This is a genomic window from Algorimicrobium algoritergicola (genome assembly GCF_008086165.1).
GTDB lineage: Bacteria > Bacteroidota > Bacteroidia > Flavobacteriales > Flavobacteriaceae > Algorimicrobium > Algorimicrobium algoritergicola.
Map to the genome: position 1 here is coordinate 35250 of NZ_VSKL01000001.1, position 12942 is coordinate 48191.

Here is a 12942-nt window from a genome sequence, read left to right on the forward strand (position 1 = left end):
ATCTACAAGAAATCCGATCTAGAAAAAATATTTCTTTTTCTTGATGCTTTGATAGATAGTCCGTTGACAAAAGTAATATTCATCGTTCATTTTTCCGTACTTGAAGAATTTACTAAAACGCTCTTATCCTATCATGATAATTATTTATATGAATTTAAAATAATCGAAAACGCAGCATAATGATTGATTTCTGGAATACACACAAACAAGTTATAATCTATGCAATTGTTGTCATTGGAACTGTCTTATTATTAAGACTTTTAACTAAACTACTTAATAATTGGTTAGAAAAGCGTTCAAGAAAAAGATACCCTAATGAAGAGCCTACAACCATTAATTTAACGCATAAAATATTAAATGCGCTATGGATAGTCTTAGGTATAATGGCCTTGGCTTTCATCTTCATTGATAAAGACCAATTTAAACTTGCCAGAGAGAACTTCTATCTCGTGTTATATCTAGGAGTTGTAGCTGTAGTTACTTTGGTTGCTGTATCGTTGGTTCAAACTTGGTTTAAGAGAAGTATTAAGGAAAAAATTGATGAAAACGAAGACATAACAAGTTATAAGTTTTTAAGATACATTGCCATATTTGGTGTTTACTTTATAGGTGCACTCTTAATTCTAGTCGCTTTTGAATCCATGCGAACCTTTGCTGTCACTGCTTTAGGTGGCGCAGGTGTTCTTGCTGTAGTGGCCGGTGTTGCATCCCAAGAAGCCCTATCCAATCTCGTAGGCGGACTTTTCATTATCGCTTTCAAGCCTTTCAAATTAGGCGATATCATCAAACTTGATGAGACAATGGTAGGCACAGTATCTGACATTACGCTTAGGCATACGGTGATAAGAAACTACGAAAATAAAATGATTGTCATACCAAATGCTATTATAAATAAAGAAAAACTAATCAATTATGATTTAGGAGAACGCATGTGTTGCCAATGGATTGAAATAGGCATTTCATATGATAGTGACATGGATTTAGCAAAACACATCATGCGTGAGGAATGTGAAGACCATCCAAACCTAATTGACAACAGAAGCGAGTTAGATAAGTACAACGATGTAAAGAAAGTAGTGATTCGCGTTATTGGCCTAAATGATTCGGAAGTAACCTTGAGAGCTTGGGCTTGGGCCAGTAATTTTTCCGATGCATTTGTTATGAAATGCGATTTGTACGAGAGCATCAAAAAACGTTTTGATAAAGAAGGAATTGAAATCCCTTTTCCACACAGGACTTTGGTTTTTAAAGAAAACCAACTAAAAGTTTTCAAGGAAAATGCAATACTTCATGAAACCATTGGAGAAACAAACAAACAATAATAAATTATTAAAAAATGGTAATCATTTACATTCTAATTTCAGTTTTAGCATTAGTTATAGGAGTCCTATCCATTGCTCTCATTCTGTTAATGACATCTAAAATGAAATATCATACAGAAACAACCAAGATAAATTAAAATCAAAAAACAGGATAAAGTAAAATAATAACCAAAAAATAAAAGATGATAAAAATTGAACAACTCCAAGAAAAAGAAATTTACCTATTTAAAATTACGGATGATATCGATCAAGCAGGTGCTGAAAAATTTATAAATTTTTTAGCATCCAAAGCTGATAATAATGAAAAAATAAAATTGATTGGAGAAGTTAGAAGCATGCCAGGTTTTGAAAGTTTTAAAGCCTTTACTGAAACGATGAAATTAAAAGTAAAAGCAATGGGTGTTATTGAAAAATATGCCATACTATCTAATAAACATTGGCTAGAAAATATAATACCAATAGCTAACTTTCTTACGCCAACACTTCCTATTAAGTATTTTGAATTGAACGAAAGAGACGCTGCTATAGCGTGGCTTAAACAAACTGAAAAAAAAGATTAAAAATGAATAAACTACTTTTATTAGGAATAATTATATTGATTCCTCTCATAAACAATGCGCAAGAAACAAGTGACTCCTTAAAGCAGAAATCAGTATTAGGCATAAAGGAAAAATTTCCTAGAGCCCGAGTTTTAAATTTTGAATATGGTCAGAGCCTAAATAGAGATTTTGACTCCGAATTGTTTGGACAAGCTTTTCAAGAAGGAAAAATTAAAGCACAACGCTCATTCAATGCATCAGCAAACATCCCAATATATAGAACCAGAAAATGGAGCTTAACTGGCTCTCTAAACTATAAGTTTAATGAATTTGAATTTGATAATGTAGAATCTACAGGCATAACCGTATTTGAGCAAAATGGAATAGTTAACTTTCATGATTTTTCCACAGCAATAAGTTCTACATATTTTTCCTTGTTATTTAAAAAGCCTGTTATTTATAACGCCTCTTTAATAGTGGATGGTAATGATAATGGTTTTGAACGTTTAAAAGGTTTATTAGGAATGTCGTTCATATTAAAAAGAACCGAACGAACAACAATCACTTTGGGAGCAATTGTTTTTGTAGACCCAACTTCACAGTTACCTTTCTTCCCAACCTTTTCTTTTAATCACAGATTTAAGAACTCAAAATGGGAAGTCGATTTTATCCTTCCGCAACGTCTATTATTAAGACGCTTTGTTGGCGAAAATGGACGCTTTTCTATTGGTAGTTCTTTTGGCGCGACTGGATTTTATGTGAATGTAGACAATCCAGATTTTGCGAATGTTTTTGAATACAGCCAACTTGAAATAAAATCAGGCATCATATACGAGCATCGCTTTACGAATTATCTTATTGGAACCTTCCAAGGTGGACTTCAAAATTTTATTAGTAATCGCTTAACAGAAAAAGGAGAGCCAACAGAAGATTTCATCTATAAGAATAAGCAAGATGCCACTGGCTATTTTCAAATCGGAATTTCAATTGACCCTTTTGCTAAGAGAAAGAAGTAAAGATCAAACTTTTTACTATGCAAAAAGTCAATTTATCACTTAATATATGATTTCAAAATTATAGAGTAAAAATGCTTTGGTGATAATAATACAGAAGCATTTTGGTATTGCTGTATTTCACTAAAATACTGCTTTGAATATAAAAAAACCACACTTATAATTTCAAGAAAACTTGATTTAAAGTGTGGTTTTATAGTAGTGACCTCGAGAGGGTTCGAACCTCCAACCATCAGAGCCGAAATCTGATATTCTATCCAGTTGAACTACGAGGCCATAAATTCCTGCGAAAGCAGGAATTTATATTTAAAATATTTAAGACAACTTAGCCTTTACAATATTTGAGATTGTTTTTCCATCTGCTTGGCCTGCTAATTCTTGACTAACAATGCCCATTACTTTACCCATATCTTTCATGCCTTCTGCTCCAATACTGTCAATAGTTGCAACAACAACTGCTTCAATTTCTTCATCAGACAATGCTTCTGGTAAGAACTGACTGATAACTTCCGCTTCATCAATTTCTGGAAGTGCTAAATCTTTTCGATCTTGTTCTAAATAAATAGCGGCACTATCCTTACGTTGTTTAACAAGTTTTTGAAGTATTTTCAACTCTTGCTCTTCAGTTAATTCTGTTTGAGCTCCCGTTTCTGTTTGCGCTAAAAGAATAGCAGATTTAACAGCACGTAAAGCCGTTAATGCCGTTTGGTCTTTTGCTTTCATGGCCGTTTTCAAAGCCGTCATTATATCTTGTTGTAAGCTCATAATAGGAAATTAATTGTACCGCGAAGATAACAAGAAAAATAGATTTTGACCTTGATGGGAATGATAAAAATTTCAAAAAGAAAACCCGAAAGAACAAAGCTTGTTATTTCGGGTCTTCATGAAGTTCAAACACTAAACTTAACACTATTTTTAATCGACGTTATCATGTAAAAACGAATTGTTATTTCGTAGTTGCATGTCGTCATTATCATCTAAACTGATACTGGTATTAGAAATATTAGAATCTGATGAATGTCTTGATTCGTCTAAATTTACACCTTGACGCTTATAAGCTGGTACACGCTCAATATCATCAATTTTTGCACTATTAAACTTATAATTGAAGTTTTTCATTTTAAGCCTACGTTCTGCGGCACGCTCTTTTAGCATTTCAGAAATAGGCGTATGAATTGGATCAATTTCTTCACCCGTTACTGTTACTTCCGTCTGCTCAGCTTGTAGAGTTTTCTTCTCAAAAACAACTTCTGAATCTTCAATATCAAGTTCCTTTTTTTGCTTGGTTTCAACTTGGGTCTTGGTATTCATGCTGGATTCTGCTTCAATATAATCATCTAAAGCATAACGAACTTCACCATCTTTATTCGATTCCGTTACTGGAATTATTTCAACATGATCTGTAACGTCTATTTTTTTAATGTTCTCTTCCAGTTCATGCACTACCATATCATCTGCTTTATTTTCAATAGCCGAATTACTAAATGGCATATCAAACGTTAAAGTGATTTGTTGCTCTTCTTCAGGCTCTTCAAAAACGGTTTCTGAAGTAACATCTGCAGCAGAAGGCGCATTGGTTATTACAAATTCATCCGAACTCACATCAGACAACACATCCTCATGAGTTACATTCATATTTCGGATAGCATCGGTTGTTTTAATCAATCCCGTTCCTTCATCTTTTTTAGGTTCTGGCGACTTTAGAACTTCTAAATCCTCCAAATCCAAGGTGTGCTTAACCACTTTAGGCTCTACTTTTTTTTCAAAATCGATGCTCGGCATAATAATAGCCGGCTCGCGTTCTTTACGTGTTAAATCTTGCTCCATAGACTGCTCGTCTTCTAAAGCATGAATGACTTTTTTAATTTCCGTATTAGAAATTTCATCTTGTTGTTCAATGTCGAAACCCGTTGCAATAATAGTTACTGCAATAGATTCGCCCAAACTTTCATCCTCACCAACACCCATGATAATATTGGCACCATGTCCAGCCTCATCTTGAATATGATCATTAATTTCACCTATTTCATCAATTGTAATTTCTTGTATTCCAGATACTATTAGCAGCAATACATTTTTAGCACCTGTAATTTTATTGTCGTTTAATAATGGTGAATCCAAAGCTTTCCTAATAGCTTCTTTAGCACGATCTTGACCAGAAGATTTTGATGACCCCATAATAGCAGTTCCACTATTACTTAAGACTGTTTTAGCATCACGTAAATCAATATTTTGTGTGTAGTGATGCGTAATAACTTCTGCAATACCACGTGCAGCAGTTGATAAGACTTCATCAGCTTTTGAAAAACCAGCTTTAAAGCCTAAATTCCCATAAACCTCACGCAGTTTATTATTGTTAATAACCACAAGCGAGTCAACGACACTTCGTAATTTTTCAATACCAATTTGGGCTTGTTCATTTCTCATTTTACCCTCAAAATGGAAAGGCATGGTAACAATTCCAACGGTTAAAATATCTAACTCTTTAGCCATTTTAGCTATAATTGGCGCGGCTCCTGTTCCAGTTCCACCACCCATTCCAGCGGTAATAAAAATCATTTTTGTATTGGTATCCAACATACGTTGCAAGTCCTCAAAACTCTCAACGGCAGATTGCTCGCCTACATCAGGATTTGCACCTGCTCCTAAACCTTCGGTTAAGTTTAACCCTAACTGAATTTTGTTTGGAACACCACTGTTTTGAAGGGCTTGCGCATCCGTATTACAAATCACAAAATCAACACCTTTAATCCCTTGTTGAAACATGTGATTAATGGCATTACTTCCGCCTCCTCCGACGCCTATTACTTTGATAACATTTGATTGATTTTTAGGTAAATCAAAAGAAATGTTTGTTTCGAATTCTTTGTTGCTGCTCATGAATTTCGTTTTATATGTACTTAATTATTGTCTTATTTATTATTCTTTTCTTGTGGTTGCCTTACTCGGCATTGTCTAAAAAATCCTTTATACGTTCTGAAAATTTGTCCAGAAAAGACTTTTTTGGCGGTTTGGGCTGTTCCTCTATAGCTTCCTCTTCTTCCGCTTCTGGTTCATTTATAGATTCCTCATAAGCGACTTCCATTTTTTTACGTTCTTGTCTTTTTAAGCCGTCCATGACTAATCCAACAGCTGTTGCATAAAGCGGACTAGTAACTTCATCATCACTATTACCAGCTAAATGCTCGTTTGGAAAACCAATTCGGGTATCCATACCGGTTATGTATTCTACCAACTGCTTTAAATGTTTTAGTTGTGCGCCACCACCTGTTAAAACAATACCTGCAATTAGTTTTTTCTTTTGTTCTTCGTGACCGTAATTTTTAATCTCTACATAAACTTGCTCTACAATTTCCACAACACGTGCATGGATAATTTTAGATAAGTTTTTTAAAGTGATTTCTTTCGGTTCACGACCTCTTAATCCAGGAATAGAAACAATTTCATTTTCCTTATTTTCACCTGGCCACGCAGAACCAAATTTTATTTTAAGCAATTCGGCTTGTTTCTCAATAATAGAACAACCCTCCTTAATATCTTCTGTAATAACATTACCTCCAAATGGAATAACAGCTGTATGACGAATAATACCATCTCTAAAAATGGCTAAATCCGTTGTACCACCACCTATATCAATTAAAGCGACACCGGCTTCTTTTTCTTCCTGACTTAACACAGCATTTGCTGATGCTAAAGGCTCAAGAGTAATGCCATCCAGATTTAATCCTGCACTTTTAATACAACGACCGACGTTTCGGATAGATGATACTTGACCAACTACTACATGGAAATTAGCTTCCAGCCTGCCACCATACATACCAACTGGCTCTTTAATTTCCGCCTGACCATCAACTTTATATTCTTGTGGCAAGACATGAATTATTTCTTCACCAGGAAGCATGACCAACTTATGTACTTGGTTAATCAGTTTTTCAATATCCTCATCGTTAATTACCAACTCCGAATTAGCACGCGTAATATAATCGCTGTGTTGTAAACTACGAATATGCTGACCTGCAATACCAACCGTTACATTTTCAATTTTAACATCGCAAGCCGCTTCAGCTTCTTGAACTGCTAATTGAATAGATTGAATAGTTTGTGTGATATTATTTACCACACCACGATGCACACCCAAACTTTTAGATTTTCCAATACCTAAAATCTCTACTTTTCCATATTCATTTTTACGACCAATCATAGCCACAATTTTTGTGGTTCCGATATCTAATCCTATTGCAATAGTTCCTTCCATGATTTAAGATTTAGTGCACACTACTTGGCTATCAAACTGCAGATTCACCTTACTGTAATTATTCAATATCTTTTCTTTAAATGCCTTTTTATAAAAGACTTTTAAATTATTTATTTTCTTATCTAATTTTTCTAAACCGCCAACATATACTTCAAAAGAGCATTGTCTTAACCGCAGTGATATACTTTTGTCTTTATGCTGATGAATGCTCGTGACATGTTTTCTTAAAAACGCATCATCTTTAACTTTCATTGCCATTTCATACACGTTTTGAAGGTCATTTTTTGACACATCTCCCGTAACAAGTGGTACTCTAGCTGTATAATTTGTTGATAACGGCATGTAATTACCATCATCATCAATATAAAAAGACACCGAATGTTCAACTCGGGCTATCGGTTTTTTTTGTTCTACATCAGCAACTAAACGTCCGTTAATATCAACGAATACTTGGGCTGACTTAATCATTGGATTAGAATTCAGGGCAGATTCCAATAAATTCAAATCTATGGTTTCTTTAGGCACATTTTTAGCACCTCCTTGATTTACTATTAACAATTTACTAACAGTTTCATGTGTAATAAACAAGTTATCCTCTCCATTGAAATTAATTTCAGGACTACTCACCAAACGTTTGTCATTTTTCTTGGAAGAAAATGCAAACAAACCAACGACTAGCACTAGTAGAAAGAACATTTTTATGTAGTTCCAATTAATTTTCATGGCTCAAAGCTTGTTTTATATGTTTCACTTGTTCGCCAATATCGCCAGCACCAATTGTTAAAATAACATCGGCTTGACTTGCTTTTACCTTGTTAATTATATCAGATTTTGAAATGAGTAGTTTATTCTCATTCGTCATTTTTTCTAATAACCACGATGACGTAACACCTTCAATTGGTACTTCACGTGCTGGATAAATATCCAACAACATCACCTCATCAAATTGTGATAGACTTTCTGCAAAATCATCAGCAAAATCACGTGTTCTACTAAATAAATGGGGTTGAAAAATAGCCAAAACCTGTTTTCCAGGATACATTTCCCGAACCGCCTGATGTACGGCATTTATTTCTTGTGGATGATGCGCATAGTCATCTATATACACCAAATCATCCTGTTTTATATGATATGAAAATCTGCGTTTTACACCTTTGTAAGATGCTAAAGCCTGGATGATCTGTTGGTGAGGGCAACCGTATTCTACAGCCATCGCCAAGGCTATTAGTGCATTAGACAAATTGTGTCTACCAGGCAGGTTAAATTCTAAATTTTCAAGTATCGTTTTTGGTGTTTTTACATCAAAAATATAAGCACCGTTTTCAATTTTTATATTTTGAACGGAATAATCCGAATCATCTTCAATACCATAAGTAAGTCCTGAAATTGGCAAGCCATTTTTCACAAATAAAATTCCACCTTCCTTTAATTTATGAGCAAAATCGTGAAAGGATTTTTCCAATTCTGAAGCATCACCATAAATATCCAAATGATCCGCATCCATGGATGTGATACACGCTATATTTGGTGAGAGCGTTAAAAACGATCTATCAAATTCATCAGCTTCCACTACGGTAACTTCTGTTCCGTTTAAGATTAGATTCGAATTATAATTTTCACTAATTCCACCTAAAAAAGCTGTTACAGGAACATCACATACTTTCATGATGTGACCTAAAATACTAGTGGTTGTTGTTTTTCCGTGTGTTCCAGCGACTGCCAAACAAAAGGTGTTTTCTGTAATTAAACCCAATATTTGAGAACGTTTCAAAACCCGATATCCACTATTATTAAAATAAACCAGTTCTTTATGACTTTTTGGAACTGCAGGTGTGTAAACAACTAATGTATTGGTGCTATTCAGTAAATAATCTTCTAAATTAGCAACTGTATCTTCAAAATGAATAGGAATACCCAAATCAACTAACGCTTCAGTAATTTCTGAAGATGTTTTATCATAACCAGAAACACGCTTCCCATTCGCATGAAAATATCTGGCGAGCGCACTCATTCCGATACCTCCAATACCAATAAAATAAACGTTTTTTATAGAATCTAGATTCATTAATTAGATTTGTTTAATAATTTTTCTACTTCATCTGCAATTTGCTTAGTGGCATCTACCATAGCCAACTTTTTAATATTAGCACCCAAAAGTGCTTGCTTTTCTGGCGCAATAATGAGTTGGGTAAATTTATTTTGAAAGTCTACTTCCAAATCATTTTCTGTTATAAGAATAGCTGCATCTTCATCTACAATAGATTGCGCATTTTTTGCCTGGTGATCTTCGGCTACATTTGGTGATGGTATAAAAATAACGGGCTTCCCTACAATACATAATTCCGAAACAGAAATAGCTCCTGCCCGTGAAATAATAATATCTGCTGCAGCATAAGCACAAGCCATATCGTTTATAAACGCATGAACCTGAATATTTTTGGTATTACCGTAAATTTTATATTTCTCATAATACAATTTACCACACTGCCAAATGACTTGAATATTGTGTGTTAACAAGAAGTCAAGTTCCTTTTCAATCAATTCATTAATCCGTCTAGCTCCTAAACTTCCACCTAAAACTAAAATGGTTTTCCTTTCTTTTTCTAACGAAAACATCTCGAAGGCATCATCACGCTTTTCAGCAATATGCAACAAGTCTGCTCGCACCGGATTTCCCGTTTTTATGATTTTATCTTTAGGAAAAAACCGCTCTAACCCATCATAAGCCACACAAATTTTATCAGCTTTTTTAGCCAATAACTTATTGGTTATTCCTGGGTATGAATTTTGTTCTTGAATTAAACTAGGAACGCCTTTTGATGTGGCAATCTGCAATAAAGGACCACTAGCAAAACCACCAGTTCCGATTACCACGTCTGGCTTGAAATCGGTAATTATTTGGCGTGATTTCCATAAACTACTCATCAGTTTGAAAGGAAAGCTTAAATTCTTTAAAGTAAATTCTCGTTGGATTCCAGAAATCCACAAGCCTATAATTTTATAGCCAGCTTGTGGCACCTTATCCATTTCCATACGGTCTTTTGCACCTACAAATAAAAATTCAGCATTTGGAAAACGCGACTTCAATTCGTTAGCAATAGCGACAGCTGGATAAATATGTCCACCCGTACCACCTCCTGAAAGAATTATTTTATATGTCTTATTAGTATTTGTCACAACTATGTGTAATTTCTTCTTATTAAAGTGTTTCCGTTAAAATATCCAAAGGACTCTCTTCGTGTTGTTCACTATTCACTATTTCTTCTCGTTTTGCACTGACGCTTAATATAATTCCAAGTGCCAAGCAGGTCATCCAAATAGATGTTCCACCACTACTTATTAACGGCAACGTTTGTCCGGTAACTGGAAATAATTGCACAGCAACAGCCATGTTTATTAAAGCCTGAAAAACAATAGGCAAACCAACACCTAAAGCCACTAATTTTCCAAATATGGTTTCCGATTTTTGAGAAACGATAACGATCCTGAATAATAAAGCCAAATACAAAAACAACACGGAGAAACCACCGATTAATCCGTACTCCTCAACAATGATGGCGAAAATAAAATCGGATGACGACTGCGGTAAAAAGTTTTTCTGATAACTCTTTCCGGGCCCAACACCCTTTACGCCTCCTGTTGCAATGGCTATCTTCGCTTTTTCTATTTGATAATCTTCTTCTGTTATGGCATCATCTGAAAAACTTTCCACACGACTCATCCATGTATCCACACGGTTTGGCATAGCATCTGGAAAGGCTTTTGCCGTTAACACAAAAAGCGTTAATGTTACGATACCTAAACCAATAATAACACCCAAATACCGAACAGGATAGCCACCCAAAAACACAAGGATTACAACCATACAAAACATAATAGCAGCCGTTGAAAAGTTGGCCGGCAAAATTAGTGCTAGCACAAAAAACACAGGCGTCCATAGTGGCAAAATAGATTCCTTAAAGGTGATTACTCTGTCTTTAATTTTAGCCATATAGTGCGCCACATACACCATGAGCACCACAAAGGCAAAGGTGGATGTCTGAAACGACATACCCACCACAGGTATTTGAATCCAACGACTCGTGTTGGTTCCCGAACTTGATGACCCTTGCATAAGCGTTAATACCAGCAACATTAAAACCACCGGCAACAGCAATATGGAAATAGCTCGAAAATACTTGTAGGGCATTTTATGAACTATAAAAACAATTAAAAACCCTAACACCAAATGCATAATGTGACCAAAAAATATGGAGAACGTCCCTTTTCCAGCACCATTGTACGCTAAATTACTAGCCGCACTATAAACTGGTAAAAAGGAAAATATAGCCAACAGCGCAACTATTGCCCAAAGATATTTATCGCCTTTTATGTTTTTAATTATTGGATGCACTTGTTTTCTTTGTTATCTCTGTTATCTTTTAATCACTTTTCAATATGCTAAATGATATTTCTATTTTTATAAGTTTCTTACTGAATCTTTAAATTGACGACCTCGATCTTCATAATTCTCGAATAAATCGAAACTTGCACAAGCTGGAGATAGCAACACATTATCACCTGATTCTGCAATTTTATAAGCAATTTTAACTGCTTCACTCATGTATTGGGTTTCTACAATAATATCAACCATAGATTCAAAATTTTCAAACAATTTCTTATTATCAACACCCAAACAAATAATAGCTTTCACTTTTTCATTGATAAATGGAAACAACTCTTGATAATCATTTCCTTTATCTTGTCCGCCAACAATCCAAACGGTTGGTGCGTTCATGCTTTCTAAAGCATAATAAGTAGCATTAACGTTGGTGGCTTTGGAATCGTTGATGTAATTCACTTTATTAATTTTCAAAACCTGCTCTAAGCGATGCTCGACACCATGAAAATTCTCTAAACTTTCACGAATAGTTTGTTTTCTTATTTTTAGTAAGTGCGCAACGGTAGACGCTGCCATAGCGTTCTTAATATTGTGTTTTCCTTGTAATGCTATATCCTTTGTTGGCATAATTATTTGATTGTTATCTATTGTTATTTTTAGTGTCTCTTTTTCTAAATACGCACCATTTTCTATAATTTTCGTTAATGAAAACGGCAATAATGTTGATTGAACTGGGTGTTTTTCTAGCCAATTAGTGATGACCTCATCATCGGCATCATAAATCAAATAATCATCAGATGTTTGATTCATAGCAATTCTAAATTTTGAGGCGATATAATTATCAAATTTATAATCATACCGATCCAAATGATCTGGTGTTATGTTTAGCAAAACAGCAATGTGTGGTTTAAAATGAACACAGTTATCTAATTGAAAACTGCTAATTTCTAGCACATAGTTTGGGAAATTATTTTCCAAAACCTGCTTTGCAAAACTGTCGCCAATATTTCCGGCTAAACCAACTTCCAATTCTTGTTTTAACACGTGATATGTTAATGAAGCGGTTGTAGTTTTTCCATTACTTCCAGTTATTCCAACCAGGGTTGCTTGTGTGTATTGCGATGCAAATTCAATTTCAGAAATCACTGAAATATCTTTCGCTTTAAGTTGCTTTACAATTGAAACCGTATCTGGAATTCCAGGGCTTTTTACGACTAAATCAGCATTTAAAACTTGTAATTCTGTATGCTGTTCAGACTCCCATTCAATCTCATTATGTTTAAGAACGTTTATATATTTCTCTTTAATTTTTCCTTTATCTGAAACAAAAACTTCAAAGCCTTTTGCTTTTCCTAAAAGTGCTGCTCCTACACCACTTTCTCCTCCTCCTAATACGACTAATCGTTTCATTCTAAATCAGGGCTTTTATTTG

General features: G+C 34.6%; 11 protein-coding genes and 1 tRNA gene. 3 read left to right on the forward strand and 9 right to left on the reverse strand.

The features are described from left to right. The first annotated feature begins 179 nt into the window (after positions 1-179). The 3 genes from ES675_RS00250 to ES675_RS00260 all read left to right on the forward strand — a co-directional run bounded on the left by ES675_RS00250 (position 180) and on the right by ES675_RS00260 (position 2877). Entirely contained in the window at positions 180-1322 is a 1143-nt protein-coding gene (locus ES675_RS00250; protein WP_066252381.1) for a mechanosensitive ion channel family protein, read from the forward strand. Between the two features lie 182 nt (positions 1323-1504). Beyond that, positions 1505-1882: a SpoIIAA family protein gene (locus ES675_RS00255; RefSeq protein WP_066252379.1), complete on the forward strand. Its 378-nt coding sequence runs from the start codon at positions 1505-1507 to the stop codon at positions 1880-1882. A 2-nt stretch (positions 1883-1884) separates the two neighbouring features. Then, on the forward strand, positions 1885-2877 hold the full coding sequence (locus ES675_RS00260) for a hypothetical protein (RefSeq protein ID WP_066252377.1): 993 nt from the start codon (positions 1885-1887) through the stop codon (positions 2875-2877). Positions 2878-3076: 199 nt separating this feature from the next. Here ES675_RS00260 and ES675_RS00265 read toward each other — a convergent pair. From ES675_RS00265 to murD, 9 genes are all read right to left on the reverse strand, one after another. Continuing rightward, positions 3077-3150: transfer RNA gene (locus tag ES675_RS00265), tRNA-Arg, on the reverse strand. Between the two features lie 39 nt (positions 3151-3189). Next, positions 3190-3639 (reverse strand): GatB/YqeY domain-containing protein, encoded by a 450-nt coding sequence (locus ES675_RS00270; protein ID WP_066252375.1) that lies wholly within the window; start codon positions 3637-3639, stop codon positions 3190-3192. 150 nt (positions 3640-3789) lie between these two features. Further along, positions 3790-5754, reverse strand: coding sequence for a cell division protein FtsZ (gene ftsZ, locus ES675_RS00275; protein ID WP_066252372.1), 1965 nt, complete (start codon positions 5752-5754; stop codon positions 3790-3792). Positions 5755-5815: 61 nt separating this feature from the next. After that, positions 5816-7129 carry a cell division protein FtsA gene (gene ftsA / locus ES675_RS00280; RefSeq protein WP_066252371.1) on the reverse strand — a complete coding sequence of 438 codons (1314 nt, stop codon included), beginning with the start codon at positions 7127-7129 and terminating at the stop codon, positions 5816-5818. 3 nt (positions 7130-7132) lie between these two features. Continuing rightward, on the reverse strand, positions 7133-7852 hold the full coding sequence (locus ES675_RS00285) for a cell division protein FtsQ/DivIB (protein WP_066252369.1): 720 nt from the start codon (positions 7850-7852) through the stop codon (positions 7133-7135). Then, positions 7842-9194, reverse strand: coding sequence for a UDP-N-acetylmuramate--L-alanine ligase (gene murC, locus ES675_RS00290; protein WP_066252365.1), 1353 nt, complete (start codon positions 9192-9194; stop codon positions 7842-7844). The genes ES675_RS00285 and murC overlap by 11 nt, the downstream gene beginning before the upstream one ends. Beyond that, entirely contained in the window at positions 9194-10306 is a 1113-nt protein-coding gene (gene murG / locus ES675_RS00295; protein ID WP_066252363.1) for an undecaprenyldiphospho-muramoylpentapeptide beta-N-acetylglucosaminyltransferase, read from the reverse strand. Before murG ends, murC begins: the two co-directional genes overlap by 1 nt. A 22-nt stretch (positions 10307-10328) precedes the next feature. Beyond that, positions 10329-11522 carry an FtsW/RodA/SpoVE family cell cycle protein gene (locus tag ES675_RS00300; protein ID WP_066252359.1) on the reverse strand — a complete coding sequence of 398 codons (1194 nt, stop codon included), beginning with the start codon at positions 11520-11522 and terminating at the stop codon, positions 10329-10331. Positions 11523-11588: 66 nt separating this feature from the next. Further along, entirely contained in the window at positions 11589-12920 is a 1332-nt protein-coding gene (gene murD / locus ES675_RS00305) for a UDP-N-acetylmuramoyl-L-alanine--D-glutamate ligase (RefSeq protein ID WP_066252357.1), read from the reverse strand. Positions 12921-12942 lie beyond the last annotated feature (22 nt).

Excerpts from the sequence above, each read along its gene's own strand:
- ES675_RS00250 (WP_066252381.1), top strand. The coding sequence starts at position 180 with ATGATTGATTTCTGGAATACACACAAACAAGTTATAATCTATGCAATT.
- ES675_RS00255 (WP_066252379.1), top strand. The coding sequence starts at position 1,505 with ATGATAAAAATTGAACAACTCCAAGAAAAAGAAATTTACCTATTTAAA.
- ES675_RS00260 (WP_066252377.1), top strand. The coding sequence starts at position 1,885 with ATGAATAAACTACTTTTATTAGGAATAATTATATTGATTCCTCTCATA.
- ES675_RS00270 (WP_066252375.1), bottom strand. The coding sequence starts at position 3,639 with ATGAGCTTACAACAAGATATAATGACGGCTTTGAAAACGGCCATGAAA.
- ftsZ (WP_066252372.1), bottom strand. The coding sequence starts at position 5,754 with ATGAGCAGCAACAAAGAATTCGAAACAAACATTTCTTTTGATTTACCT.
- ftsA (WP_066252371.1), bottom strand. The coding sequence starts at position 7,129 with ATGGAAGGAACTATTGCAATAGGATTAGATATCGGAACCACAAAAATT.
- ES675_RS00285 (WP_066252369.1), bottom strand. The coding sequence starts at position 7,852 with ATGAAAATTAATTGGAACTACATAAAAATGTTCTTTCTACTAGTGCTA.
- murC (WP_066252365.1), bottom strand. The coding sequence starts at position 9,194 with ATGAATCTAGATTCTATAAAAAACGTTTATTTTATTGGTATTGGAGGT.
- murD (WP_066252357.1), bottom strand. The coding sequence starts at position 12,920 with ATGAAACGATTAGTCGTATTAGGAGGAGGAGAAAGTGGTGTAGGAGCA.